The sequence below is a fragment of the Pseudoalteromonas sp. AS84 genome, assembly GCF_038900255.1.
Lineage (GTDB): Bacteria > Pseudomonadota > Gammaproteobacteria > Enterobacterales > Alteromonadaceae > Pseudoalteromonas.
Genome location: NZ_JBBMQY010000010.1, coordinates 117,943 through 144,596, shown reverse-complemented (window position 1 = coordinate 144,596; position 26,654 = coordinate 117,943). Strand labels below are relative to the sequence as shown.

Annotated in this window: 21 protein-coding genes; 18 read left to right on the top strand and 3 right to left on the bottom strand. The window is 40.3% G+C overall.

Features of this window, described 5'->3' with window-relative positions; translation table 11 throughout:
* Positions 1–6,243, top strand: a 6,243-nt coding sequence (locus tag WNY79_RS12360) for an Ig-like domain-containing protein (RefSeq protein WP_342875979.1), incomplete at its 5' end; no start/stop codon positions are given.
* 146 nt (positions 6,244–6,389) lie between these two features.
* Here WNY79_RS12360 and WNY79_RS12355 read toward each other — a convergent pair.
* From WNY79_RS12355 to flgA, 3 genes are all read right to left on the bottom strand, one after another.
* Positions 6,390–6,821 (bottom strand): flagellar protein FlgN, encoded by a 432-nt coding sequence (locus tag WNY79_RS12355; RefSeq protein ID WP_024589967.1) that lies wholly within the window; start codon positions 6,819–6,821, stop codon positions 6,390–6,392.
* Positions 6,814–7,134, bottom strand: a complete 321-nt coding sequence (gene flgM / locus WNY79_RS12350) for a flagellar biosynthesis anti-sigma factor FlgM (protein WP_007581856.1) — start codon at positions 7,132–7,134, stop codon at positions 6,814–6,816. The genes WNY79_RS12355 and flgM overlap by 8 nt, the downstream gene beginning before the upstream one ends.
* A gap of 76 nt (positions 7,135–7,210) precedes the next feature.
* Positions 7,211–7,918, bottom strand: a complete 708-nt coding sequence (gene flgA, locus WNY79_RS12345) for a flagellar basal body P-ring formation chaperone FlgA (protein WP_342875978.1) — start codon at positions 7,916–7,918, stop codon at positions 7,211–7,213.
* A 140-nt stretch (positions 7,919–8,058) separates the two neighbouring features.
* Here flgA and WNY79_RS12340 point away from each other — a divergent pair, with 140 nt between their 5' ends.
* From WNY79_RS12340 to fliD, 17 genes are all read left to right on the top strand, one after another.
* The gene (locus WNY79_RS12340; RefSeq protein ID WP_007581858.1) at positions 8,059–8,991 is read left to right on the top strand and encodes a chemotaxis protein CheV; all 933 of its coding nucleotides are present in this window, start codon (positions 8,059–8,061) and stop codon (positions 8,989–8,991) included.
* A 20-nt stretch (positions 8,992–9,011) separates the two neighbouring features.
* Positions 9,012–9,842 carry a protein-glutamate O-methyltransferase CheR gene (locus tag WNY79_RS12335; RefSeq protein ID WP_024599234.1) on the top strand — a complete coding sequence of 277 codons (831 nt, stop codon included), beginning with the start codon at positions 9,012–9,014 and terminating at the stop codon, positions 9,840–9,842.
* Positions 9,843–9,987: 145 nt separating this feature from the next.
* On the top strand, positions 9,988–10,395 hold the full coding sequence (gene flgB, locus WNY79_RS12330; RefSeq protein WP_010553246.1) for a flagellar basal body rod protein FlgB: 408 nt from the start codon (positions 9,988–9,990) through the stop codon (positions 10,393–10,395).
* 5 nt (positions 10,396–10,400) lie between these two features.
* Positions 10,401–10,832 carry a flagellar basal body rod protein FlgC gene (gene flgC, locus WNY79_RS12325; RefSeq protein ID WP_010553247.1) on the top strand — a complete coding sequence of 144 codons (432 nt, stop codon included), beginning with the start codon at positions 10,401–10,403 and terminating at the stop codon, positions 10,830–10,832.
* Between the two features lie 13 nt (positions 10,833–10,845).
* Entirely contained in the window at positions 10,846–11,526 is a 681-nt protein-coding gene (locus WNY79_RS12320) for a flagellar hook assembly protein FlgD (RefSeq protein ID WP_024595787.1), read from the top strand.
* A gap of 59 nt (positions 11,527–11,585) precedes the next feature.
* Entirely contained in the window at positions 11,586–12,956 is a 1,371-nt protein-coding gene (flgE, locus tag WNY79_RS12315; RefSeq protein ID WP_342875977.1) for a flagellar hook protein FlgE, read from the top strand.
* Positions 12,957–13,113: 157 nt separating this feature from the next.
* Positions 13,114–13,857 carry a flagellar basal body rod protein FlgF gene (locus WNY79_RS12310; protein WP_007581863.1) on the top strand — a complete coding sequence of 248 codons (744 nt, stop codon included), beginning with the start codon at positions 13,114–13,116 and terminating at the stop codon, positions 13,855–13,857.
* 21 nt (positions 13,858–13,878) lie between these two features.
* Positions 13,879–14,667: a flagellar basal-body rod protein FlgG gene (flgG, locus tag WNY79_RS12305; protein ID WP_002959420.1), complete on the top strand. Its 789-nt coding sequence runs from the start codon at positions 13,879–13,881 to the stop codon at positions 14,665–14,667.
* 16 nt (positions 14,668–14,683) lie between these two features.
* Positions 14,684–15,367, top strand: a complete 684-nt coding sequence (gene flgH / locus WNY79_RS12300; protein WP_024599232.1) for a flagellar basal body L-ring protein FlgH — start codon at positions 14,684–14,686, stop codon at positions 15,365–15,367.
* Between the two features lie 11 nt (positions 15,368–15,378).
* Positions 15,379–16,473: a flagellar basal body P-ring protein FlgI gene (locus WNY79_RS12295; RefSeq protein WP_024599231.1), complete on the top strand. Its 1,095-nt coding sequence runs from the start codon at positions 15,379–15,381 to the stop codon at positions 16,471–16,473.
* Positions 16,474–16,645: 172 nt separating this feature from the next.
* On the top strand, positions 16,646–17,662 hold the full coding sequence (flgJ, locus tag WNY79_RS12290) for a flagellar assembly peptidoglycan hydrolase FlgJ (protein WP_024599230.1): 1,017 nt from the start codon (positions 16,646–16,648) through the stop codon (positions 17,660–17,662).
* A 1-nt stretch (position 17,663) separates the two neighbouring features.
* On the top strand, positions 17,664–19,667 hold the full coding sequence (gene flgK / locus WNY79_RS12285; RefSeq protein WP_342875976.1) for a flagellar hook-associated protein FlgK: 2,004 nt from the start codon (positions 17,664–17,666) through the stop codon (positions 19,665–19,667).
* A gap of 2 nt (positions 19,668–19,669) precedes the next feature.
* The gene (gene flgL, locus WNY79_RS12280) at positions 19,670–20,923 is read left to right on the top strand and encodes a flagellar hook-associated protein FlgL (RefSeq protein ID WP_342875975.1); all 1,254 of its coding nucleotides are present in this window, start codon (positions 19,670–19,672) and stop codon (positions 20,921–20,923) included.
* 287 nt (positions 20,924–21,210) lie between these two features.
* Positions 21,211–22,713, top strand: a complete 1,503-nt coding sequence (locus tag WNY79_RS12275; protein ID WP_197101046.1) for a flagellin — start codon at positions 21,211–21,213, stop codon at positions 22,711–22,713.
* Between the two features lie 281 nt (positions 22,714–22,994).
* Entirely contained in the window at positions 22,995–24,503 is a 1,509-nt protein-coding gene (locus WNY79_RS12270) for a flagellin (RefSeq protein ID WP_342875981.1), read from the top strand.
* Between the two features lie 153 nt (positions 24,504–24,656).
* Entirely contained in the window at positions 24,657–25,082 is a 426-nt protein-coding gene (locus WNY79_RS12265) for a flagellar protein FlaG (RefSeq protein ID WP_342875974.1), read from the top strand.
* A gap of 59 nt (positions 25,083–25,141) precedes the next feature.
* Positions 25,142–26,539 carry a flagellar filament capping protein FliD gene (gene fliD / locus WNY79_RS12260; RefSeq protein WP_197101035.1) on the top strand — a complete coding sequence of 466 codons (1,398 nt, stop codon included), beginning with the start codon at positions 25,142–25,144 and terminating at the stop codon, positions 26,537–26,539.
* Positions 26,540–26,654: the final 115 nt, after the last annotated feature.

Below are 26,654 nucleotides of genomic sequence, written 5' to 3'. Positions count from 1 at the left end.
CCGACACTTGTACTTACCAGCCCAGGTTCAAGTAACGACATCACCCCGACACTCAGCGGAACAAGCGATGCCGTTGAAGGCACGGTTATTAACTTCATCGTTGTGGACGATCAAGGCAATACACAAACGTTTACTACCACTGTTGATGCCGATGGCACCTTCTCAGTCGAAGTGCCAACAGCACTTGCAGAAGGACCGTATAGTATTGAAGCCAGCATCAGCGATGTTACCGGTAATAGCACGGACATTATAGGTAACGGCACAATAGACACCGCTGCACCAAGTATTACTGTGGATGCGCCAGTATTAACAAACGACAGCACGCCAACCGTTACTGGCACCAGTGATGCACCTAACAGCACGATTACGGTTACGTTTACAGATGCAGCAAATGCCATCCAAAGCATTGATGTACAAACCGATGTTAATGGTAACTGGAGTGCGACACCAACAGGTACATTAGCTGAAGGTAATTATAGCGTCAGCGCCAGCATCACTGATGCTGCAGGCAATACAGGCACTGGCACAGATAATGGTGAACTAGATGTAACCGCTCCGGAGCTTGAAATTATTCCATCGTTTTTATTAGGAAATTTGGTTTCTCTTTCGGGGGATTCTGATCTACCAGAGGGTTCTGTGATCACTATCACAGAGTACCTAGTTGGTGGGTTAATTGGCGCAACTTACACCGCAACAACAAATCCTGATGGTACGTGGGGGCTTGCAAACATAACAGTACCTTTACTAAGTCTTGCCTATGTAACTGCCAGTGCAACGGATGCCGCTGGTAATGTTAGAACAATCAATACACTTGATTTTGATAACGTAGCACCAGAATTAACAGTTAGTGTCGATGCTTTATCTAATGACAGTACGCCAGTAATTAGCGGCACCACCGATATGGGGCAAGGCACAGTAATTAATGTGACGGTTATCGATAGTGCAGGGCAAAGCCAAGCGTTTACTGCGACAGTTCAAGCCGGTGGTGGGTGGTCTGTTGCTGTACCTGCAGAGCTAGCGCAAGGTCAATATACCGTTGTTGCAGAGGTTAGAGACAGTGTTGGTAACTTAACAACGCAGCAGGCTCAAGGTGAAATAGACAGTGTTGATCCTACATTAATTGTGAACGAAGTTAACGCGACAATAGATACAACACCTACAATTTCAGGCACAAGTAATGAGATAGGTGCAGATGTAAGCATTATTATTGGTGGTCAAACACTAACAGCAACTGTGGGTACTGATGGCAATTGGCAAGTAGATGTCCCCGTAGCACTTGTTGATGGTGATTATACGGCGCAAGTAAGTATTACCGATGACGCTAATAATATCAGCAGCACGACTATTGATTTAACAATTGATACCCAAGTACCTGTTATTGTACTTAATGATATAACTGTATTTAACACTAATACACCAATTGTAAGTGGTACTTCAACTGAACCACAGAATACGGTGGTCGATATAGTCATTACAGATAGCAACGGTGATATACATACTTTAACCGCAATAGTTGATGCTAGCGGCGATTGGCAAGTTACAGCGCCAAGCTTGCCAGATGGCGATTATGATGTAGAGGTAAGTATTACCGATGATGCTGGTAATACAGGCTCTGATACAGGTTCGAGTTTTGTTGATACTCAAGCACCAAGTATTACTATAAATGCATTAGGTACAATTAATAACAGCACGCCAACTATTTCAGGCACATCCAATGAACCTGAAAACACGAGTATTACAGTAACTGTGACCGATGGAGATAGTACCGAGACTTACACAACTGTTGTTGGCGCAGGAGGTGCTTGGAGTGTAGATATAACCGACGCACTGACTGATGGTGAAGTTACAGTTTCTGCAACTATTGTCGATACCGCAGGTAATAGTGCTTCAGCAAATACTACCGCAACGTTAAATACCAATGCGCCAACAATTAATATTAATACAATTGTTGATACGAATGATCAAACACCAGCAATATCAGGCACAAGTAGTGCGGCAGATAATACAGAAATCACGGTTGTCATAACTGACGTTAATAACGTTTCACATACTGTAACTACTTCGGTAGTAGGCGGTATTTGGGGTGTTGATGCGACAAGTATTCTTCCTGAGGGGGAGTTTACTGTTTCGGCAAGTGTGACTGAAGGAGGCTTAACGAGTAATGCAACGGGCAGTGGTGTTATAGATTTAACAGCACCTGCACTTAGTATTACACCGCTTGTAACTTTAAATGATACAACGCCAACTATTTCAGGCACAACCACTGCACCACAGGGCGCATTAGTTATTATTTTAATTACGGATAGCTTAGGTGCAGAGCAAACGGTTAATGCTACTGTTGGTGCAAATGGCACATGGTCAGTCGCTGCAAGTACAGAGTTGAGTGAGGGCGCTTACACGGTTTCAGCTTCAACCACAGATACTGCCGGTAACCCTGTAAACACAAGTACTACAGGGGGAGTTGATATAACTGCGCCAGTTGTAACTATTAATAATATTGTTGGAAGTACAGACCTAACCCCAGGTATTTCAGGAAGCGTGACAGGTGCCATGGTAGGTGATGCAGTTGCTGTGGTATTTACCGATGCACTAGGGAATAAGCATACTGTAAATACAACAGTTCAAACTGGTGGTGTATGGTCTGTAGAGGCAAGTAGTTCTCTTTCACAAGGGAATTATTCAGTTGAAGTATTTGTTACTGATAGCGCGGGTAATACCGGCGACGCAACAAATACAGCAACCATTGATACAATTGCACCAGAGATTAGTATTAATCAAAGTTCATTAATACTAACTCAAGATAGCACTCCATTGATTACAGGTACGTCTAACGAGGAAAATACAAACGTTATTGTTACCTTTACTGATTCTGCTGGAGTTTCTCATCAAATGACCGTTCAAACCGATGGCAATGGAGACTGGCAAGCGGCTGCTAATAATATTTTAGCTGACGGTGTTTACAGTGTTAGTGCAACTATTAGCGATGCTGCGGGCAATACTTCGGTCGACAATAAAACCGGTGGTGAGGTTGATACCGTGGGACCAGAGCTAACAATTGTGCCTTCGTTCCTATTAGGTCAGTTGGTTTCTTTATCTGGTACATCTGATTTGGGCGAAGGTAAAACCGTTACGGTTACTCTAGAGCTTGCAGGTGATTCACTCGATTTAACATACGATGTAACCACAGATGCAAATGGTGATTGGGAGCTATTAGGCCTAGCCGTTAATGTTATTGGCTTATCAGTTATTGAAGCCTCTGCAACCGATGATGCGGGTAACACCACCACTATTACGACTGCTGATGTAGATGCTTCAACCCCAGTACTAAATGCAGTAGTTGACTTTGCTACTGGTGAGGGCGATTTACCAATAATTAGTGGTACGACCGACCAAGCACCAGGCACTGAAGTGCTAGTTAAAGTGGTAGATAGCGGAAATGTAGTACAAGAGCTTACGGCTATAGTGCAAGCCGATAATACGTGGGCTGTGCAGGTTCCTCAATCATTAGCTGAGGGGACATTTAGCGTAACAGTTGACGTGTTAAGTGAGGTCGGTATTACTACCACGCAACTACTTACTGGAATGGTGGATACAATATCGCCAACACTTGGCTTACAGGTTATTGGCACAACATCAGACTCCACGCCAATAATCCAAGGTACCAGTGATTTAATTAATGGTGTTGTTGAAATACAACTAGATGGCGGTTCAGTTTTAACCACCACGGTTAATGCAGCTGGGTTATTTTCACTCGAGGTAGATGCACTAACTGAAGGGCAGCATGTTGCGAATGTGAGTATTACTGATGATGCAGGTAATGTAGTTACCGATACGCTTGAATTCGTCGTTGATACGCTAGTACCAGTGGTTGGAATTTTACCACTGAGCATTAGCAATACAGATATATTAGAGCTTTCAGGTACATCACCAGAAGCGGAAGGCACAAATATTGATGTAACTGTTATTGGTAGTAATGGTGAAAAAACGGTATTTAATACCTTAATTGGTAGCGATGGCAAGTGGTCTTTAGTAACTACTAGCTTATCAGATGGTGTATATACTGTTTCTGCAAGTATAACTGACGCGGCAGGTAATACAGGGCTGTCGGCCATTGAGCAAGTAACCATAGATACTATAGCGCCAGCGCTAGGAATTGATGCGTTTGGTGTACTTAATACGCTAACACCTACTATTGAAGGGACAAGCGATGAAGAGGTAGGAAGTTTAATTACCGTAAATATTACTGACTCTACAGATACATTATATTTAGTTACCACTTCGGTATTAGGAGACGGAACATGGCTTATTGTTACTCCTTTACTTGCTGAAGGTGACTTAACAATTGAGGCAATAAGTACAGATGATGCTGGGAATATAACAACAGTTACGCAAACGGGCACTATTAGTACAACCTTACCAGGTTTGTTAATTAATCAAATTGTAGATACAAGCGATACAACGCCAACAATTACAGGTACCACAGATATATTAGCAGGTGACGTACAGGTAGTTATTACCGATAGTAGCGGTACAGCAACGACATATAACACCCAAGCTATTGCAGGTGTATGGACTCTAATACCTACAACACCATTAGCTGAAGGTGCCTTTACTGTAAGTGCTACAGTTGAAAACTTAGGGCTTACAAGTTCTACAAGCCTAGGTGGCATTATTGATTTAACACCACCAACAGTTGAAGTTAACCAGTTACCTGTTACTAATAACCCGTTACCAACAATTACAGGTACAAGTGATGCACCAGCAGGTACAAATGTGAGTGTTGTTATTACCGATGCTAATAATGATTCACAAATTATTACCGCTCAAGTTTCGGGCAATGGCACATGGTCAGTAACAGCTACCACCGCGCTTAGTGAAGGTAGCTTTAATGCAACAGCATCGATAAGCGATACAGCGGGTAACTCTGCTAGCGATACTATGGTGTCAAGCACCGATTATACTGCACCAACTGTAGTGATAGACCCAATTACAGTAGGGCAAGATACAACGCCTACCATTACGGGTTCTGTAACTGGAAGCTTTGCAGGTGCGGCTGTAATAGTTATGTTTACTGATTCAGCTGGTGCCACTCACAATGTTGACACAACCGTTGGCACTGATGGAACTTGGAGCGTGATATCGGCAGAAGTACTTAGTGAAGGTAACTACACTGTAGATGTTGGCATTGCTGATGGTGCAGGTAATACTGGTACGCAATCATCAAGTAGCGCAATTGACTCAGGTATCACAATTGACTCGGGACTAGAACTAACAGCAGAACAAAGCCCAGTTATAACAGGTACAGCTGCTCCAGGTGAGTCTGTAACTGTTACCTTTAGTGGTCCAACTGAAAGTATTGTATTAATAGAAACTGTTAATGCATCGGGTGTATGGAGTGCTACAGCTAATACTGCCCTAGCTGATGGGGAGTACACAGTAACAGCCGTAGCAACTGATACATCAGGCAATACAACTTCAAGCGGTAGTTTATCTGGATTGGTTATTGATACTACACCAATAAGTTTTGAAATCACTGATTTTGACTCTGGGATATTAGGTGTTTTATTACCGTCAGTTGAAGGAACAACAGAACCAGATACTGAAGTGTATATTATTGGCTCTTCATTATTGGGTGTTAACTTACTCGGTCTAGATTTAGATGTACTAGATAATGCAGGAAGTTTTACTTCTGATAGCAATGGAGATTGGGGAGGCTTTCTAAATTTACTCAATCTAAACATAGGTGGAGGAGAGCAATTCTACTTTGTAACTGTTGATGAAGCAGGAAACTATTTAATCAAAAATACTGGAAACACAATAGAGGATACGGGAAATATTTACGATAATGGAGCAAGCGCTGCTTCTGGCGATACAATCCCTGCATCATTTAGCGAAGAGTCGGCTCTAGGCGATACAAACCCTAATGAAATTTCAAGCAGCAACGTATTAAGCACTGAAACGATTGATTTAGGTAACTTGAGTGGTCTATCAACACCTGAGCAAACGGTGCAAATGAGTTCGGCGGAGCCGCTTAATATTGATGATGTAATCATTAACGAAGATGCAGAGCAGCTTATAGCGCTAAATACACTGGTTGAAGACGAAGGTTCTGCAATTGCTTATACCCCAGCCCAAAGCGGGGGAAGCATTGATACAGCAGCACCTGCAGTTGATGTACAAAATCAATCGGAGGAAATGATTAAACACTTAATTGAAAGTAGTAATAATCAAACGGATATTTAATACCAATAAAGCCCCCTAATTATTTATTAAGGGGGCTTACATAATTAAGTGAATTGGTATTATTTATAACTAAATTTAAGAATAAAGGACATTAAAAAAGTCTTATTGATAAGTCAATAAGACTTTTTTAATGTAAAATTTTGGGCTTAAGCTTTTAAGTTACGAACCAGTTTACTTTCGGTATTTACAGACTTACCGGCTTGGTCGTAGGTCATTGACGTTGGTGCGCCAATTAATATCTCTTTTAATTGTTTAACACTTAGTTGCGCTTGGCGGGCAGCATGAGCATTAACATTATTTTGTTTTTGGCATTGCGCAAGTTGAGTTTTAACTTGGCTTATTAGCTCAGATATTTCAGGATTTTGTGTATCGTTACTGGCAATAAGCTTACTTAGCTCTTTATCAAGAGTGCTTAGCTTAGTTAAAAAAGACATTTTTTGTTGGGTAATTTCTTTTAAACCAGCACCACGTCGTGAAGCAATAGCAGTAAGCTCGTCGTTTAATAGCGTATGCAAAGAATCTAAACAACTTACTTGTTGGTTTAGTTTTACGCTAATTAAACTATTATGATCAGCCATACACGTTAAACTCAAAATCAGCTAAGTTTTTAGCAAGCTTCTCACTGTCCACTTGATATTTACCTTCGGTTATTGCTTTTTTAAGCTCAGCAACTTTATCGCTATCAAAGCCAGACGATTGCTGTGCTTTATCTTGAAGCGTTTTTAATTGCTGTGCCTGCGGCGTCAAGCTTACAGAGTCACTTGCTGCTTTAGGCGAAGGAGTCTGCGTCGCTTGTGTATTTGCGTTATCTTTTTTTAAATCAACTTGTTGCTGCTTTGCATTTGTTAATGCATTAGCTTGTTGATTACTGCCATTAACTTGATTAACCATAATAATAAACCCGTATATTACCCAACTTATGCCATGTTATCGGCATATACGTAGGATACTTTAGTATAAATCTAAATTAAATATTCACCTGAACAGACTCTACACCATCTACTCGCGCATTTAAAACTTTACCTGATTTTTTGTTTTTTATTTGTATCTGTTCGCCCAAAGTACCGTCTTCTAAAGCAATACCTGTGGTTTTAATTCTAAGGCCTCTGAGATTAGCGTAAATATTAACAGAGTCACCTTTACACACCATACAAATTTGGTTTAGTAATACTGGCATACCACTTCTAATATTTCGTTTACTTCTGCTGCCTATTAGCATTGTAGGGTCATCTAAGTACTGAATTCGTACAAAGTGAGTTGGTTTCATTTCAATACTTAAATGCGATTTAGTTATTACTTCACCACGAGTTAAATTAGCAGTGGCAACAACAACTGGAGCCATTTCAACAACTCTTACATGAACGTATTGAGTCCACGTTTGCACATCATTGCACTTGGCTTGTAAGGTTACTTGGCGGTTAAATGGTGGCTCATCGGATGTTGATAATTCAAGCTCAGTATTACAGACACGATCAGGGATGCGACTATCTAAAGGCAGTGCACTTAATTGAATATTAGTATTTTGTAATGTACCAACCTGCTTACCTATGTAAGTGACGGCCATGTCTTGTAATAAATCTTTACTAAACACTTTAGCGTGCAAAGGGAATGCAAAGCACAAGCTAGTAACAAAATAAAAAACACTGTATCTTCTGATTTTTTTTAACAAACTCATAATGTTTCGACTATGCTTATGGTTTCAAACAGGGTATAAATATTTTGCGTCAAAAAGTAGACGCACCCGCGATGTTATGTAGCTTTATAAATAGAAAGCAATTATCGTTCCGTATTATTTGTTTTCTTTAGGAGATTTGAATGGCAGGCATTTTAGACTCAGTAAACCAACGCACACAGTTGGTTGGGCAGAACCGCCTAGAATTACTTTTATTTAAGCTCAGAGGGCGTCAGCGTTTTGGTATTAATGTATTTAAAGTGAGAGAAGTGCTGCAATGCCCTCCACTAACAAGCATGCCAAAATCTAATCCGTATATTCGTGGTGTTGCACATATTCGTGGTCAAACTATTTCAGTAATCGACTTATCGATGGCTGTAGGTGGGCGCCCAATCGACAACATTAAAGACAGCTTCATAATCATTGCTGAATACAATCGCTCTGTACAAGGGTTTTTAGTGGGCGGAGTTGAACGTATTGTAAATATGAATTGGGAAAAAATAATGCCACCGCCATCAGGCGCCGGACGTTATTCATATTTAACGGCAGTGACCGAAATCGAAAATGAATTAGTCGAAATTCTCGATGTAGAAAAAATTCTCAACGAAATTTGCCCAGTAAACACAGAAGTAAGTGCTGAAGTTGCACAAAGTGGCGATATTCAAAAAGATTTAGGCGAACGTATCGTATTTATTGCAGATGACTCTGCTGTTGCGCGTAATCAAGTTAAACGTGCCCTAGAGCCCTTAGGCGTGCAAACAGAGCTTGCCAAAAATGGTAAAGAAGCACTTATAAGATTAAAAGAAATAGCAGAGCTTGATTGTAAAAACGATATTACTGAGCGGGTAGCATTACTCATCTCAGACGTTGAAATGCCAGAAATGGACGGCTATACCTTAACAGCTGAAATAAAAGCAGATCCCAAACTTGCACCTTTGCATGTTATTTTGCATACCTCTCTGAGTGGTGTTTTTAACCAAGCGATGATTGAAAAAGTAGGGGCTGATGACTTTATTGCTAAATTTAACCCAGACGAATTAGCAACAGCGGTTAAAAAGTGGGTTCATTGTGATTAACAAAAATAGGTGCTACTAACTTGAATAATAAAGATTTGCAGCAAAGTGAATACGACCAGTTTCGTTCGTTTTTAGAGCAGCAATGCGGCATTGTTTTAGGTGAAAATAAACAGTATTTAGTTAAAAGCCGACTTGCTCCGTTAATGACTCGATTTAATGTGGGATCTTTATCGGAGTTGGTTAGTAAAACACTTGGGCCTCACGAGCGGCAATTAAGAGCCGCTGTAGTTGATGCAATGACCACAAACGAAACGTTGTGGTTTAGAGATCAATACCCATTTGAGTTGCTCCAAAATAAGCTTTTTCCTGAGTTTAAAGACTTAAGGAGGCCTTTAAAAATTTGGTCTGCTGCCAGCTCGTCAGGACAAGAACCCTATTCAATAGCTATGTCAGTAGCTGAATTTAACGCCAAGCAACCAGGTGTGCTTCGTATGGGGGCACAAATTATTGGTACCGATATATCTAATACCATGCTTGATATGTGTAAAAATGCAGAATATGACGCGCTTGCACTTGCCAGAGGGTTATCTGCAGAGCGTCGTAAAAAGTTTTTTAAAGACAGCGGCAATGGTATGGCACAAGTAAACGATACAATAAAAAAACAAGTTAGTTTTAGGCACCTAAACCTGCTTGATTCTTACGCGTTAATGGGCAAGTTTGATATTATTTTTTGCCGTAATGTACTTATTTACTTTGCGCCTGAAATAAAAGCTAAAATTATTAATCAGTTTGCACAAGCATTAAACCCAAAAGGGTATTTATTTTTAGGCGCGTCAGAGTCCCTAACTGGGCTAAGTACTGAATATGATATGGTTAGATGCAACCCCGGTATCATTTACCAAAAGAAATAACTAAGTTAATTCATTTCCCTTAAACGACGCCCTCAGCGTCGTTTTTCTATTTAGATACATAACCTTATAAAAATATAACACTTCCTAATATTAATGGCTTATTTTTTGCTTTATTCATGGGTAAGTCAATTTTTTGGAGAAGGTTATGGCTATCAGTTTTGATAAAGCATTAGGTGTGCATCCGCAAGCCATGTTGATACGTTCACAGCGAGCAGAATTAATTGCAACTAATATAGCTAACGCTGATACGCCTGGCTATAAAGCAAAAGATATAGACTTTGCCTCAGCTTTAAAAGCGGCAAGGTCAACCCAGCAAAGCGGCAATACTATGGTAAGAACTAATGATAAACACATTGGTGGAGGTACTCATAGTATGGGCAGCTCTGAATCATTTCGTTTGCCAAATCAATCAGATACAGGCGATGGTAACTCGGTTGATATACAAGTGGAACGAAACTTGTATACACAGAATGCTATGGAGTATCAGGCCAGCTTGCAATTTTTAAGCGGCAGATTCAAAGGTCTGAATAAAGCTCTCGGTAGTCAAGGATAAAAATTATGAGTTTATATAATGTTTTCGATATTGCAGGTTCGGGTATGAGCGCACAAAATGTTCGCTTAAATACCACCGCTAGTAATATTTCTAATGCTAATACCATTAGTTCATCTCAAGACAAAACGTACCGAGCGCGCCAACCTGTATTTGCGGCTGAGCTAACAAAAGCTTCAGCATCAGCAAGTAACCAGCAGGGCTCCGCAGTTGGTGTTAAAGTTTTGGGCATTGTTGAAAGCGATGCTCCATTACAAATTGAATATAACCCAAATCATCCAAGTGCGGATGAAAATGGCTATATCTATAAACCCAACGTTAATGTTGTAGAGGAGATGGCAAATATGATTTCTGCCTCTCGTTCTTACCAAACAAACGTGCAAGTTGCTGATGCAGCAAAGCAAATGCTAAGTAAAACACTGTTGCTAGGGCAGCGGTAACCGAGGGTAGGTTATGAGTAACGATATTAGTACATCTTCATCCTATTTAGACTCTATACGCTGGCAAGAGCAACAAGTTGCTACCAGTGATACTGAGAGTGATGCGTTAACACAAGAAGACTTTTTCTCTTTGTTAACTCAGCAATTATCGTTTCAAGATCCCAGTAACCCTGCGGATAACGATCAAATGATTGCTCAAATGACGAGCTTTACAATGGCGCAAGGGATCAGCGATTTAAATTCAAATTTTGATAGCTTAGCTTCATCTATGACATCAAATTCAGCTTTGCAAGCATCAACACTTGTTGGCAAGCAAGCTTTACTTGAGTCAAACACCTTAGATTTAAATGAAACGGGTGATGCCAGAGGCTCGGCAGTGGCAGAAGAAGCCGTTGATAACTTAAAAATTAAAGTGACAGATGCATCAGGTCAGCTAGTGAGAACTATTGATATGGGTTCTCAATCAGCAGGTGCAGTTCGCTTTGCGTGGGATGGCAAAAATGAAGCCGGTGAGCGTTTACCTGAAGGTGAATATTCAGTAACCGCTGAAGGAAGCACTGACGGTGAATTTTCAAGCTTGCCCATTGCTACATTTAAAAACATTGAAAGCGTTAATATTAATGGCTCAAGTGGCATTATTATTAACACTAAAGAAGGTGCGGTTAGGCTGACAGATGTAGCTGAAATCGCGTAATAAATTTTAGTATTTTTCGCCTGCTAGCAGGCCACAGACTAACAGGTTAGAGGTGAATTATGAGCTTCAATATTGCATTAACCGGCCTTGCTGCCGCGCAAAAAGATTTAGACGTAACGGCAAATAATATTGCAAACGTTAATACCACAGGTTTTAAAGAGTCACGCGCTGAGTTTGCCGATGTTTACGCTTCATCAGTATTTAGCTCTGGTAAGACTAAAAATGGTGACGGTGTGCAAACAACCATGGTTGCGCAGCAGTTTCACCAAGGCTCACTGCAATTTACAAATAACTCACTTGATTTAGCAATCACTGGTGAAGGTTATTTTGCGATGACCGATGATTTATCTTCGCAAGATTTAACATATACACGTGCAGGTGCATTTAAGCTTAACCAAGATAACTTTATGGTTGACGCAAAAGGTAACTTTTTACAAGCATTCCCAGTTGATTCATCTACAGGTGATACAACGTCGGTAAGTTTGAGCACAACTGATCCAATTCAAATCCCTGACTCGTCTGGTTCTCCTCGCGCAACCGAAAATGTATTTTTGTCGTTTAACTTAGATGCAACGGCGGATCCAACAGGTCTAGATTTTGACCCTACATCCAGTGGTACTTATAACTCATCTACGTCAACAACAGTATATGATTCACTAGGTGAACCTCACATTTTACAATACTTTTTTGCCAAAGAAGATGATGCCGCAGCAGGTGGTACAGATAACAGTTGGAAAGTATATGCAACTCTCGATGGCAAAGTAGTTGATGGCACAACTGGTGGAGAACAAACAACGACACCTTATACACCATTGACCACCCTAGGTTTTGACTCAAGTGGTTTACCATCAACAACAGGTGGTGTGGCAAATACAAATACAACTACTTTTGATGAAATACTACTACCAGCGGGTTCTGGTGCTGGTTTATCAACATTACTAGACAATGGTGCAACTTTCCCAGGTACTGGTATTGAGCTTAACTGGCGCGATGAAAATAACACGGCAGGACGTATCCCAACTCAGTATTCAAGTGGTTTTGAAGTAAAAGCACTCGATCAAGATGGCTCAACAGTTGGTCGTTTAGCCGGAATTGATATTGGCACAGACGGTAAAATTGTTGCCTCTTACAGTAATGGCGACTCAACATTTTTAGGCCAAGTGGCTATGGTACGTTTTCCAAACTCACAAGGGTTATCACAAGTGGGTGATACAAGTTGGAAGCAAAGTATTGATTCAGGCGAACCTGTAGCAGGTGAAGCTGGTTCGGGTACGTTTGGTGGAATTAACTCATCAGCACTTGAGCAATCAAATACTAACCTTACTAATGAGCTTGTAGACTTAATTACTGCACAGCGTAATTATCAAGCAAACTCACGTGCGCTTGAAGTTAACTCAACAATTCAGCAAAGTATTTTGCAGATTCGATAAGTTAAACCCCATTGAATATATTAGGCTGCATTTTTGCAGCCTTTTTTATAAGTCCTCTTTGTAAGCCCTTCTAAATACCTCTCAATGTTGCGTCAAATTTAATCTGGCACCTATTTTGCATTTATAAGTTCAGAGATTTTTTATGTGAGTCGATACTATGGACAAAATGGTCTACATTGCGGCCTCTGGCGCTAAGCAAAGCCTACAAGGGCTTGCGCTTAAAGCCAATAATTTGGCGAATGCAAATACAACAGGATTTAAAGCCGACTTTGCGCAGGCGCGTTCTATGCAAGCGTTTGGCGAAGGTTTGCCTACCCGTGTATTTTCAATGCAAGAGCGTCCGGGTTCTAACATGGTATCGGGTGGCATTGTTCAAACCGGGCGCGACTTAGATATCGCGATGAGCGATAACGCATGGCTTGCTGTGCAAGATGCCTCCGGTAATGAAGCTTACACAAAAGTGGGTACGTTAAACGTTACAGCTCAAGGTATGCTCGTAACCAGCCACGGTCGTCAAGTTATTGGCGAAGGGGGACCTGTTATTTTACCCGTCCCAGTCGAAAAAATAGGGTTTAGCCAAGATGGCGCTATTCAAGTTCGACCACAAGGCGCTCCCGCTAACTTTTTAGAAGAAATAGACACGCTTAGAGTGGTAGAAGCAAATAGCTCACAGCTCGAAAAAGGTAACGATGGTTTATTTAGACCAAAAGCAAATGTAACAGTAGATACCTCTGCCAATGTAAAAGTTTTAAGTGGTTCGCTTGAAATGTCGAATGTGAATCCTGTTCACGAAATGGTCGACATGATAAGCCACCAGCGCCAATTTGAATTACAAGTGAAATTAATGAAAACAGCTGAAGAAATTGACGAGCGTCAAGATCAGTTATTACGCATAGTTTAACTTTAAAGTGAGGACACGATTATGAATCCAGCATTGTGGATCAGTAAAACTGGGCTAGACGCTCAACAAACCGATATATCGGTTATTTCAAATAACTTAGCGAATGCGAGTACCGTAGGTTACAAAAAAAGCCGCGCTATATTTGAAGATTTACTTTATCAAAATATTAATCAACCAGGTGGTCGTTCATCGCAAGATACCGAAATGCCGTCGGGTTTAATGTTAGGTGCGGGTGCTAAAGTTGTAGCTAACCAAAAAGAGTTTACGCAAGGCAACATGTTGACCACCGAAAACTCACTAGATTGGATGATTTCTGGTGAAGGCTTTTTTGAAGTACTGCAACCAGATGGAAATATTGCTTACTCGCGCAATGGTCAGTTTACTACTGATGGCGATGGACGCATCGTAACATCGGGCGCTGGTTACGTTATTCAGCCAGAAATGAATGTACCTGATGACGCGCAATCAATTACGGTTTCGCAAGACGGCGAAGTATCTGTACGTGTTGCAGGGCAAGCCGATAACGTTGTAATTGGTCAGCTAACAATTAGTGACTTTATTAATCCATCAGGCCTTGAGCCAATTGGTCAAAACCTTTATACCGAAACCGCTGTAAGTGGTGCACCTGTACAAGGTAACCCGGGTGTTGAAGGGTTAGGTAGCATTATTCAAGGCTCTCTTGAAACTTCAAACGTAAATGTAACTGAAGAGCTCGTAAATCTAATCGAAACTCAGCGTATTTACGAAATGAACTCAAAAGTAATTTCGGCCGTTGACGAAATGATGAGTTACATCAATCAACAGCTTTAATAGAGTAGGGGGAATTATGCGTAATATTATTTTATTTGCAGCGGGCACATTATTTTTAAGTGGCTGTATGTCTACGCAAAATAGTGAAGTAGTGCAGGACGACCCTTACTACGCACCTATGTACCCCGAGCCTATTTTAGAGCCGCTGGTAGCCACAGGTTCATTATTTAATACTCACACATCAAACGACTTATATTCCGATAAAAAAGCGCTACGTACTGGCGATATAATCACGGTTAAGTTGCAAGAGTCTACTCAAGCAACAAAAGCCGCCAAAACAGAAACAGACAAAGAAACTGAGGCAAGCTTAGACCCCGTTATTGGATTAGGTGGCCTACCTGTCAATATAGGTGGCGATAGCATTCAGTTTGGTATTGGCAGCGATTCGTCGTTTACAGGCGATTCAAAGTCAAACCAGTCAAACAGCTTAGTGGGCGATATTTCGGTTAATGTAATGCGCGTTTTACCTAACGGTAATTTAGTTATACGCGGCGAAAAATGGCTAACGCTTAATACCGGCGAAGAGTTTATCCGTTTAGAAGGTCTCGTACGCCCTCAAGATGTAAGCGCCGATAATACGGTGGAATCAAACCGTATTGCTAATGCACGTATTCAATACTCAGGTAAAGGGCAAACGCAAGAAGCGCAAAGTCCTGGTTGGCTTACACGTTTCTTTAGCAGTTCGCTGTTTCCATTTTAGAGGGTAACAACATGAATAGCCTTAAAGCTTTATGTTTAGTTGTGTTATTAGGTTGGCATTTTACTGCCAGTGCTGAGCGCATAAAAGATGTGTCTATGGTTGAAGGCGTACGCTCTAACCAGCTAGTTGGTTATGGCTTAGTGGTTGGTTTACCGGGCACTGGCGAGCAAAACTCATATACACAACAAAGTTTTAGAGGCATGTTGAACAGCTTTGGTATTACGCTACCTTCAACTCAAAGTCCTAAAATTAAAAATGTTGCCGCTGTGGCGGTGCATGCAGAACTACCTGCATTTAGAAAGCCTGGGCAAGCAATTGATATTACGGTTTCTTCTATTGGTAGTGCAGGCAGCTTACGTGGCGGTACTTTACTACAAACTTTTTTAAAAGGTGTAGACGGTAACGTGTACGCAATTGCACAAGGTAGTTTAATTGTCGGTGGCTTAGGCGCACAAGGCCTTGATGGTAGTAGAGTTGTAATTAACACCCCTACAGTTGGTCGTATACCAAATGGCGCTACAGTTGAGCGCGCCGTGGAAAGCCCATTTATGCAAGGCGATTACATTACTTTTAATTTAAACCGCCCAGACTTTACAACGGCAAAACGCCTAGAAAAAACAATTAATGACTTAGTTGGCCCAAATAGCGCACAGGCAATTGATTCTGTTTCTATTCGTGTTATAGCTCCACGCGATGCATCCCAACGTGTATCGTACTTATCGACACTCGAAAACTTAGAATTTAAGCCAGCTGATATGGCCGCTAAAATTATAGTTAACTCGCGCACTGGTACAATTGTAATTGGTAAAAACGTTAAGCTTCAGCCTGCCGCTATAACTCACGGTGGCTTAACAGTAACAATTGCAGAACAACAAAACGTGTCACAACCAAACCCGCTAGCAAACGGTGATACTGTTGTCACGCAGCAGAGCATTATTGATGTAAATCAAGATGACTCGCGCGCCTTTGTATTTAATCCAGGTGTAAGCCTTGACGATTTAGTTCGCGCAATTAATGAAGTAGGCGCAGCGCCTGGTGATCTAATGGCTATTTTAGAAGCACTAAAAGAAGCCGGCGCAATTAACGGACAGTTAGTTGTTATATAAATAACTCAAGCCAATAAATAACGTATTACTTAAGCCCTATATTTTTGAAACAAGATATAGGGCTTTTTATTTACAGCAACTTAAGTTTATTATTTTTATCTTCCTTGTTTTATCGGTAGTGGCTCAATTTTTGCATTTTTAACTGCATTATTCATTTTGTGTCAAAAAGCCGATGGAAACTAATCACCTCGATAAACAAAACTTTTTTGATTTAGGCAACTTAGATTCACTTCGTAAAGAAGCCTTAACCAGTGGCGATGCATCAACTGATGCCTCTAAAGCTGCGCTCAAAAAAGCGGCCGCACAATTTGAAGCTATTTTTACGCAAATGCTGCTCAAAGGAATGCGCAAAGCCAACGAAGCATTTGAAGACAAAGACAGCCCATTTAATTCAAGTGGCGTAAAGTTTTTTGAAGAAATGCACGACCAGCAACTTTCAACAGAGCTTTCTTCAAATGGCTCGTTAGGCCTTGCCGATTTAATTGTTCAGCAGTTATCGCCTGAGTCTAAAAACTTTATGCCAGGCTCTGTACTTAGAACAACCAACGATATCTTTAGCGATACACAAGTGGGATCTGCTCTTCCTCATGAGCAAAAAAATAAGCAATCCGATCTTATCGTTAATAACACTAAAGCCGATATTGCTGAGCCTAAAGTCGATACTGCAGGGTCTAAAACCGATAGCCCAACATTTAAAAATGCAGAAGAGTTTGTAAGTTCAGTGTGGGAACACGCTAAAACTGCAGCGCAAAAAATTGGTTTAAACCCAGCTGTAATGGTTGCACAAGCGGCACTTGAAACCGGTTGGGGTAAACACATTATTAATAAAAGTGACGGTGGCAGCTCAAACAACTTATTTAATATTAAGTCAGATAAAAGCTGGGAAGGCGACAAAGCAAGCAAAGTAACGCTTGAGTTTGAGCAAGGTACACCCGTTAAAAAACAAGCCAGCTTTAGAGCCTACGATTCAATTAAAGATAGCGTGAACGACTTCGTTGATTTTTTAACGCAAAACCCACGCTACAAAGAAGCATTACAAAATACAGCAAAACCAAACGACTTTTTAGATTCATTACAAAAAGCAGGTTATGCAACCGATCCAAATTATGCCAGCAAAATAAAAAAAGTGCTCAATAGCAGCCAGTTAAAAGACATTGCGGCAAACGTGATCCGCCAAGGAGTAGAGTAACATGTCGTTTAATTTATTAAACATTGCCAGTTCTGGGGTTAGAGCAAGTTCGGAGCTACTGCAAACGACAAGTAAAAATATCGCCAATGTTAATACCGAAGGCTATGTGCGCGAGCGTACAGAGTTTACTACTATGGTTGATAACCAAGTAGGGCGAGGCGAAACATACCGATTATTAAACGAGTTTGCTCAGTCACAGCTAAATCGTGACACCTCTAATAAATCGTTTTTCGATCAGTTTATTACTGAGGCTAATCGAGTTGATACTATTTTTTCTGAAGAGTCGAATAACCTTTCGACTGGTATTAACTCTTTATTTAATAATGTGCAAGAAGCGCTAAATCAGCCGTCGTCTACCGTTGCTCGCTCATTAGTAATGACAGATGCGCAAAGTTTAATTGATCAAATGGATAGGCTTTCAGGCATAGTGCTTGATCAAAAAAGTATAGTAAACGAGCAGCTCGAAATATTTTCAGATGAAGCAAACTCACTCATTCAAAGCATTAGTACGCTAAATCAAAATATTGCAGCAGTTAATGGCACTAATAACGCCGCAGATGCGAGCTCTACCTATAACGAACGCGATAAAGCAATACGCGACTTATCAGAGCTAATAGACATAGAAACGCTTGATGGTCCAAATGGCGAAAAACTCGTTTTTATGGGCACAGGCGAAGCGGTTGTTATGCAAAATGGCGCATTTAACTTATTTTCGATGACAGGGGATCCTGATCCTAACTTTAAAGAATTCACGCTTGACGTTAATGGTGGCAAAGCAGTGCCGCTTGAAGTTGATGTAAGTAAGCTTAAAGGCAAAATTGGCGGCTTACTTGCTTTTAGAGATGACATATTAGTCCCTGCGCAAAACCAAATTGGTCAAATGGGCTTAGCGATAGCTGATGCATTTAACGAACAAAACAAATTGGGTATGGATGCAACAGGTCAGCTAGGGGGTAATATTTTTAATATTCCTACCGTTGGCGCTTATGCGTATCAAGCTAACACAGGTACTGCCGGTATGACTGCAACGGTAGAGCCAGGTAAGGGCAGTGAACTTCCTGCCAGTGACTTTATTATTACTTATACAGCTAATGCTAATGAAGTAAGTATTCAGCCTATAGATAACAAAGGCGATCCGTTAGGGCAGCCTTCACTTGCTGATATATCGACAGGTGTTATTGATTCATCGACTATAACCTCAGGCGAATCATTTGGTCTTCAAGTAAATGTATCTGGGGCAGGTGTTGAGGGTGATCAGTTTCAAATAAAGCTTAATTCAGATGCTGCTTCAAGTATTACACTTGCAACAGGGCGCGCAGAAGATTTAGCACTAGCATCGCCAATCCGTACTGCTAACGATTTAAATAATATAGGCACCGCTACTATTTCAGCGGGAGAAGTAACAAGTGTTACCTCCGGTGGATTTACTTCAACACCAAGCTTAACAAACGGTGAAATAACGCTTGTTAAAACAGGTAATGCTAACGAATATCAAATTACTGATAATAGCGGAACGAGTACTTTTACTATTACGCCTCCTGCAAAAGGAATGTTATCGCAAGCGGGTGCTCCATTTGATACCTACGGATTCGATTTTGATATAGAAGGTACACCAGCAACAGGCGACACCTTTACACTTGAGTTTAACGAAGGCGGCTTTGATGATAACCGTAATGGTTTAAAATTAGCTGATTTACAAAATGGTGAGTTAGTCCGTTTAAATGTAGAAACAACAGCAACTGCCGATAACCACAAAACTTTTAACCAAGCTTATTCAGGATTAGTGAGTGATATAGGTGTTATAACTGGCCAAGCAATCACAAGTGGGGCTGCATTTGACGCACTAGCACAGCAATCTGAGGCATGGTATGAATCACTATCGGGTGTAAACCTTGATGAAGAGGCCGCGAATTTACTGCGTTTTCAACAATCATATTCAGCATCAGCTCAAGTTTTAGCAGCAGCTCAAGAAATTTTTGACACCTTATTAAATGCGGCGAGGTAATTATGCGTTTATCTAATAATTTAATGTACCAAAACAACATAAATAAAATACTCGACAACCAACAAGGTGTTGTAAATGCTCAAGAGCGAGTAACAACAGGTGAAAAGTATTTAACCACCTCAGAAGCGCCAGCTGCTATTTCGCAAGCTATGCTGTATTCAAATAAAATACAAACGAATGAGCAATACACTAAAAATATCGACCAGCTTACCGGCAGGCTAGAAACTGAAGAAAGCGTATTACAAAGCATAAATAGTAATATACAACAAGCGCAAGAGCTCACTATTCAGGCTGGTAATGGTGTTTACACCAAAGACGATTTAAAATCGATTGCATCAGAGCTTAGTGGCATTCAACAAACGTTAGCTAATTTAATGAACACCCGATCAGAAGACGGAAAATTCATATTTTCAGGATACCAAGACAGCACGCAGCCGTATCAGTTTGATTCTGCAGCGGGTGAGTACACCTATAATGGCGACCAGGGCCAGCACCAGATAACTATAGCTGAAGGTGTATCAATTAAAGCGAGTGATAACGGCTTTGATACGTTTGAAAAAACTAACGCGCGATTAAATGTAGAATCTAACACGGCAAGTGTTTCAGGCTCTATTACAGCGGCAAGTGTATATGTTGACGGCCAAGCTGAGTTTGACAAGTTTCATCAAGCAAATTACAACGCAGACCCAACAGCTCTAGCAACTGCAAATACATATAGTGTATTAGTAAGCCCAGGTGCTACAGCAACAGACCCACAAACCTACGAAATATACCGAGATGGCGCTGCACTAACCCCCGCAGTAACAGGTGAAGTTACTGATGAGCCTATCGATTTTGCAGGTATGAAAATTGAATTTGAAGGCACAGCACCAGGTCAACTCGATTTTAGCCTTGAAAAGCCAGGCAAAGAAAACGTACTTAATACATTGCAAGCACTTATTACAGGTTTAAATGACGGTACACTTGAAGGTGATGACTTTCAGCAAGTACTTGCTGATGGCTTAGTGCAATTACAAAACGCCAGTGAGCAAGTGGTGTTTACCCAAGCAAGTTTAGGTGGGCGTATGAACGCACTTGAAAGAGTAAGTGATTCAAACTTAGCACTCGATATTCAAAATAAAAGTAATCGCTCTAACTTAGTTGAAGTTGATATGGCAGAAGCTATTAGCGAACTGACTAAACAAGAAACGGCACTGCAAGCATCGCAAGCAACTTTTGGCCGTTTAACTAACCTTTCTTTATTCGACTATTTGTAAGCAGATTATAAGCAGAAATACCTTGCCGCTTTACCTACTTTAAAGCGGCAATACTTTGCGGCAAAAATTGGCTACAAAATCGCGGCAAAAAAATGTCACTTCCTTCTAAACAACTTCACTCTTTATTTACAATTCAATGAATTATATATTTTCATTTAAAAACAACAACTTAAAAACAAGTCAAAGTTGGCACAGTAAATGCTTTTCTTATTATAAGAAATTATCGAACAGTGGTTCCTGTTAAATCGTGTTGAACCACACTCTGTTTAAACCTAGGAGATGGTAAAATGGCATTAACAGTAAATACTAATGTGTCGTCACTAAACGCACAACGTAACTTATCTAAATCAGGCGAAGGCTTAGCAACTTCGATGGAGCGTTTATCATCAGGTATGCGTATCAATAGCGCAAAAGATGATGCCGCAGGTCTACAAATTTCAAACAGATTGACGTCACAAATTAATGGCCTAGCCGTTGCTCAGCGAAATGCTAATGATGGTATTTCAATGGCGCAAACAGCTGAAGGTGCAATGAGTGAATCAACAAGTATTTTACAACGTATGCGTGAACTAGCACTTCAATCAGCAAACGGGTCTAATTCACCAGAAGATCGTGAAGCGCTGCAAAAAGAAGTATCAGCTTTACAGGTTGAATTGACACGTATAGCCGATACCACCTCATTTGGTGGACAACAATTATTAGATGGCAGTTACGGTAGTAAAACATTTCAGGTTGGCGCTAACGCAAATGAAACAATAAATGTATCGCTTTCAAGTGTTGCAGCAGAAAAAATCGGTGCAAATCAAACTAACCTGCAATCTGCAGCTGGTGTCGATGGTTTTGGTCAAGTAAATGAAGTTTCTGGTACTGGGAGTACGTTAGCTGATAGTACAGTTGCATATGGTAACTTGGTTATTTCAGGTAGGGAAGACTCTACTGTTGTTATCCCAAATGGCGCTAGTGCTGAAGAAGCTGCTAATTTAATAAACCAAGTAACGGGTGCTACTGGTGTTGAGGCTCAAGCAAGGACAGAAGCACAGCTGGATGTTACGGGTACTCAAACAACAGCGGGTGAATCTGTAAGTTTTGAATTGAACGGTGAAAAAGTATCATTTGTTGCTACAGGTACAGCAACAGGCGACGAACAAGCCATGGCTGAAGCTATTAATAGCAGAACAGACGAGCATGGTGTTACAGCAATACTTGATAATGGTGTTTTATCTGTTTCAAATAATACTGGTGCTGATATTGAGATTGTTGAGTTTACAGGAGGTGCTGCTTCAGGGTTAAGTATAACACCTCAAGGTTATGATGAGGATTCTGCTGGTGATATTGTTACACTCACAACAGGTAGTGCTACTCTAGCTTCTGCCAGAATAGCCGGTGCTATACAATTAAATTCATCAGATACATTTGCAACAACAGCTACTACTTTTGTTGATGCAGTTGCGACAAAGGTAACAAGCTCTCTAGAGAACGCAGCAGATATTGACGTTACAAGCCAAAAAGGCTCTCAAGATGCACTATCGGTAATTGATAAAGCAATAGCTAATATTGACTCTCAACGTGCAGGTTTGGGTGCGGTACAAAACCGCTTTAGTCATACAATTAGTAACCTTGCTAATATTGCTGAAAATGTATCTGCATCACGCAGTCGCATTCAAGATACTGACTTCGCGGTAGAGACAGCACAAATGACGAAAAACCAAATTTTGCAGCAAGCGGGAACTTCAATACTCTCGCAAGCTAACCAAGTACCTCAAGCAGCAATTAGTCTATTAGGTGGCTAATTATTGATTCAACATATGATTGAATATAAAAACGCACTTTATTTTGAAGTGCGTTTTTGTTCTTCGATGTTAACAAATTAATCTCTTTTAGTTTTTATTTATTTTTATTATAAAACATAGTGTTAGTTTGATGCTTTTAAATAATTCAATTTATTTCTAAAATATTTCTAAAGATAATAAACCTTCTGCCGTTAACTTAAACAGTAAGGAGCTGAGCATACATTTGTGACAGCTCTTGGTTAAACTTAAACAGCAATATTACGAAAGTAATCAGGAGTTTTATTATGATTTCAGTAAATACAAATGTATCTTCATTAAACGCTCAACGTAACTTATCTCAATCAGGTTCTGACTTAGCTACTTCGATGGAGCGTTTATCATCAGGTATGCGTATCAACAGCGCAAAAGATGATGCGGCAGGCCTGCAAATTTCGAATCGTTTAACGTCTCAAATCGACGGTTTATCAGTAGCGCAAAGTAATGCAAATAACGGCATTTCAATGGCGCAAACAGCTGAAGGTGCGATGAGCGAATCAACCAGTATTTTACAGCGTATGCGTGAACTTGCGCTACAATCTGCAAATGGTTCAAACTCAACTGAAGATCGTGAAGCATTACAAAAAGAAGTATCAGCTCTACAAGTTGAAATGACACGTATTGCTGAAACGACATCATTTGGTGGCCAGCAATTATTAAATGGTAGCTTTGGTTCTAAGTCATTCCAAGTTGGTTCAAATGCAAACGAAACTATTAATGTATCACTTTCAAGTGTAGCTGCTAACAAAATTGGCACTAACCAAGTTAACCTTCAAGGTGCTACAGCTGGTTTGGGTGAAACGCAGGCAGCTACTTCAACGGGTACCTCTAATGGAGTTGGTACTGGTACTTATACTATTTCAGGGCGTGAAGAGGCAACAGTGACTATTGCCGGTGAGGCAACAGCAGAAGAGATTGCAAATTCTATAAATAGTTATAATAGCTCGACAGGTGTATCTGCTCAAGCAAGAACAGAGGCAACCATTGATATCGGTACACCAGGTGAGTTAGATGAGACTATCAGTTTTAAATTAGATGGCGCAGGCTTAGATGCTGGCAAAGAATCAACTATTTCATACGTTGGGACGGGTACTGAAGAAGGTGATAAGCAAGCAATGGCTGAAGCCATAAACGCTAAAACAGATGATCATGGTGTAACAGCTACAGTTGAAAATGGTGAACTTACAATTTCAAATAATACTGGTGCAGATATTGAGTTAACAGATTTAGCTGAAAGTAGCTCAACTTCAGCTGTTGGTATAACACTTACAGGCCAATCTTACGATGGCAACGATACCACAACAGCTACTGCACTGGCTGCAGGTGGTGGTGCTGCTGTAACAGGTACCGTACAACTAAATTCTTCAGAGGTATTTAGCGTTGCAGGAAGTGATGCTACTTTGGCTGCGGTAGCGACAACAGAGGAAGTAAGCACACTTGTAAATGTAGAAGATGTTGATATTACAAGTCAGAAAGGTTCACAAGATGCATTAGCAATTATTGATAACGCGATTGCAAGTATTGATTCGCAGCGAGCTAGTCTAGGTGCGGTTCAAAACCGTTTTGACCACACTATTAGTAACTTGGCTAACATCTCTGAAAATGTATCTGCATCACGAAGCCGTATTCAAGATACAGACTTTGCAACTGAAACTGCAGAGATGACAAAGAACCAAATCTTGCAACAAGCAGGTACGTCAATCTTGTCGCAAGCGAACCAGTTACCACAAACAGCACTTAGCTTATTAGGTTAATAAGTTAAAAGTAATAGCTTAATAGTAGCAAGCTAGTACATAAAGTCAGTATTAGTTGTAAAAAAGGAGGTGGCTTTAGCTACCTCCTTTTGTGGTTTAAGAATTTAAACTAAGCTATTGTTGGTTTAATTAAGTGAAAAATAGGAATCTGTTATGAATACAATTACTTCAAACGCAGAGGTTACTACATCAGCGGTTCCCATTGCTGGTGATAATAAGCAAACAGGACAAGCTGCTCACTCTTTAACTGAGCGAGCGGTTGATGATGTAAAGCAGGTGGATGCACAAAATCAACAAAAGTTACAGAAAAATCAATATAACAATAATAACCAAGATGAAAAAGCTCAGCCGTTAGAGCGCGAACAGCTAGAACAAATGGCGCAACAATTGCAGGACTTTATGGGCGAAATGAACCGAAGTTTGCAATTTAAAGTTGATGAAGATTCAGGCCGCGATGTAATTAAAGTGCTTGATAAAAACAGTGGCGAAGTTATTAAACAATATCCTTCTGAGGAAGTATTGAGCTTAGTATCTAAATTATCTGAATCAGCTGGTATTTTAATTGATCAAACAGTTTAATGAGTAGTTCTAATTACTAATACTAAGTTAGTTTATTTTTGAGTATTTAAGGGGTAAGTATGTCTATTTCGTTCAATGGTTTAGGCTCTGGTTTAGCTGTATCAGATATTGTTGATGCGCTAGTTAATGCTGAGCAAGCTCCTGCTGAAGCTCGTTTAAATACTAAAGAAGCTAATTTAACAACGGATATTTCTGCTGTGGGCGCTTTAAAGTCTGCGTTACAGCAGGTTCAAACCGCTATGGAAGTATTAGGTGACGCAGACAATTATCAAAAGCGTAGTTCATCTGGTAGTGATAGCTTTGTACAATTAAGTGCTAATGAAGATGCACAACCTGGGGGTTATTCCGTAGAGGTTAACAACCTTGCTACAAAGCATAAAATACTCTCAGTGGCACTTGATGCGGACACAGCTGTAGGGGAGGGCACCATAACTCTTAGCTCTGGTGATGGTAGCTTTGATATTGAAGTATCGGATTCTGCAACATTAAGTGAAATTAGAGATGCAATTAATGATAGTAATGATAACGATAGCATCAACGCAACAATAATAACTGACGATACCGGCCAGCATTTAGTACTTGCTGCCAAAAATAGCGGCCTTGCAAATGAAATTAAAGTAGAAGTAACAGATATTGATGGTGACAATACTGATACAAACGGCTTATCTCGTCTTGCTTTCGACTCTGCTGGAGTTCAAAATTCATCTGAAATTATTGCTGCAACAGATGCTTCAATTACTATAGATGGCTCCCTTACGGTTAGTAGTTCATCCAATGAGTTTTCTGATGTAATTGACGGTATTACAATAACAGCTAAAAAAGCACATGGTGTTGATGACGATATCAGCGATATAGTAGTTACTGAAAACAATAATAATATACAAGCAGGCTTAAATAGTTTTATATCAAGCTACAATGAGCTTTTAGAGTTAAGTAATAATCTAGGTACTTCAGCTGATGGTGCAGGTGTTATGGCTGGTGACTCGTTACTACGTGGTGTAATGTCTAAATTACGAGAACAGATTACCGATTCCGTGGATTTAGGTAATAGCAACTCATTATCACTTTCGCAATTAGGTGTCGAAACAGACCGCTACGGTGTTTTAACGCTAAATACAGAAACACTAGATGAGCAAATAGATGCAAACGTAGATTTAGTGCAGCAATTTTTTGTAGGTGATGACGATGATGGCTTTGCACAGTCGTTTGATGAGCTAATGAGTTTTTATACAGATTCCGATGGTATTATTCAAAACCGAATAGACAGTAAAACAAATCAGCTAGATGATTTAGATGATGATCGCTTGGACCTTGCCAGTAAAATGGAGTCGCTATCGTCTCGTTTATACGCTCAATATAATGCGATGGATTTATTAGTGGCTAGCCTTAATAACACCAGCAGTTATGTTCAAGCTCAATTAGAAAACATGCCAGGCGTAGTTAGGCAATCAAATTAATAACTGAGTTAAATATATTATAGATTTAATAAAAAACCGCTAAGTTTAAATTTAGCGGTTTTTTTGTGTATTATTCTTTGATTCAAATAGTAAGCTATAGCCATGTATTTAGTTA

Excerpts from the sequence above, each read along its gene's own strand:
- WNY79_RS12295 (WP_024599231.1), top strand. The coding sequence starts at position 15,379 with ATGAATAGCCTTAAAGCTTTATGTTTAGTTGTGTTATTAGGTTGGCAT.
- WNY79_RS12320 (WP_024595787.1), top strand. The coding sequence starts at position 10,846 with ATGAGTAACGATATTAGTACATCTTCATCCTATTTAGACTCTATACGC.
- flgK (WP_342875976.1), top strand. The coding sequence starts at position 17,664 with ATGTCGTTTAATTTATTAAACATTGCCAGTTCTGGGGTTAGAGCAAGT.
- WNY79_RS12265 (WP_342875974.1), top strand. The coding sequence starts at position 24,657 with ATGAATACAATTACTTCAAACGCAGAGGTTACTACATCAGCGGTTCCC.
- flgB (WP_010553246.1), top strand. The coding sequence starts at position 9,988 with ATGGCTATCAGTTTTGATAAAGCATTAGGTGTGCATCCGCAAGCCATG.
- WNY79_RS12275 (WP_197101046.1), top strand. The coding sequence starts at position 21,211 with ATGGCATTAACAGTAAATACTAATGTGTCGTCACTAAACGCACAACGT.
- flgH (WP_024599232.1), top strand. The coding sequence starts at position 14,684 with ATGCGTAATATTATTTTATTTGCAGCGGGCACATTATTTTTAAGTGGC.
- flgA (WP_342875978.1), bottom strand. The coding sequence starts at position 7,918 with ATGAGTTTGTTAAAAAAAATCAGAAGATACAGTGTTTTTTATTTTGTT.
- fliD (WP_197101035.1), top strand. The coding sequence starts at position 25,142 with ATGTCTATTTCGTTCAATGGTTTAGGCTCTGGTTTAGCTGTATCAGAT.
- flgE (WP_342875977.1), top strand. The coding sequence starts at position 11,586 with ATGAGCTTCAATATTGCATTAACCGGCCTTGCTGCCGCGCAAAAAGAT.
- WNY79_RS12355 (WP_024589967.1), bottom strand. The coding sequence starts at position 6,821 with ATGGCTGATCATAATAGTTTAATTAGCGTAAAACTAAACCAACAAGTA.
- flgM (WP_007581856.1), bottom strand. The coding sequence starts at position 7,134 with ATGGTTAATCAAGTTAATGGCAGTAATCAACAAGCTAATGCATTAACA.
- flgC (WP_010553247.1), top strand. The coding sequence starts at position 10,401 with ATGAGTTTATATAATGTTTTCGATATTGCAGGTTCGGGTATGAGCGCA.
- flgL (WP_342875975.1), top strand. The coding sequence starts at position 19,670 with ATGCGTTTATCTAATAATTTAATGTACCAAAACAACATAAATAAAATA.
- flgG (WP_002959420.1), top strand. The coding sequence starts at position 13,879 with ATGAATCCAGCATTGTGGATCAGTAAAACTGGGCTAGACGCTCAACAA.
- flgJ (WP_024599230.1), top strand. The coding sequence starts at position 16,646 with ATGGAAACTAATCACCTCGATAAACAAAACTTTTTTGATTTAGGCAAC.
- WNY79_RS12340 (WP_007581858.1), top strand. The coding sequence starts at position 8,059 with ATGGCAGGCATTTTAGACTCAGTAAACCAACGCACACAGTTGGTTGGG.
- WNY79_RS12310 (WP_007581863.1), top strand. The coding sequence starts at position 13,114 with ATGGACAAAATGGTCTACATTGCGGCCTCTGGCGCTAAGCAAAGCCTA.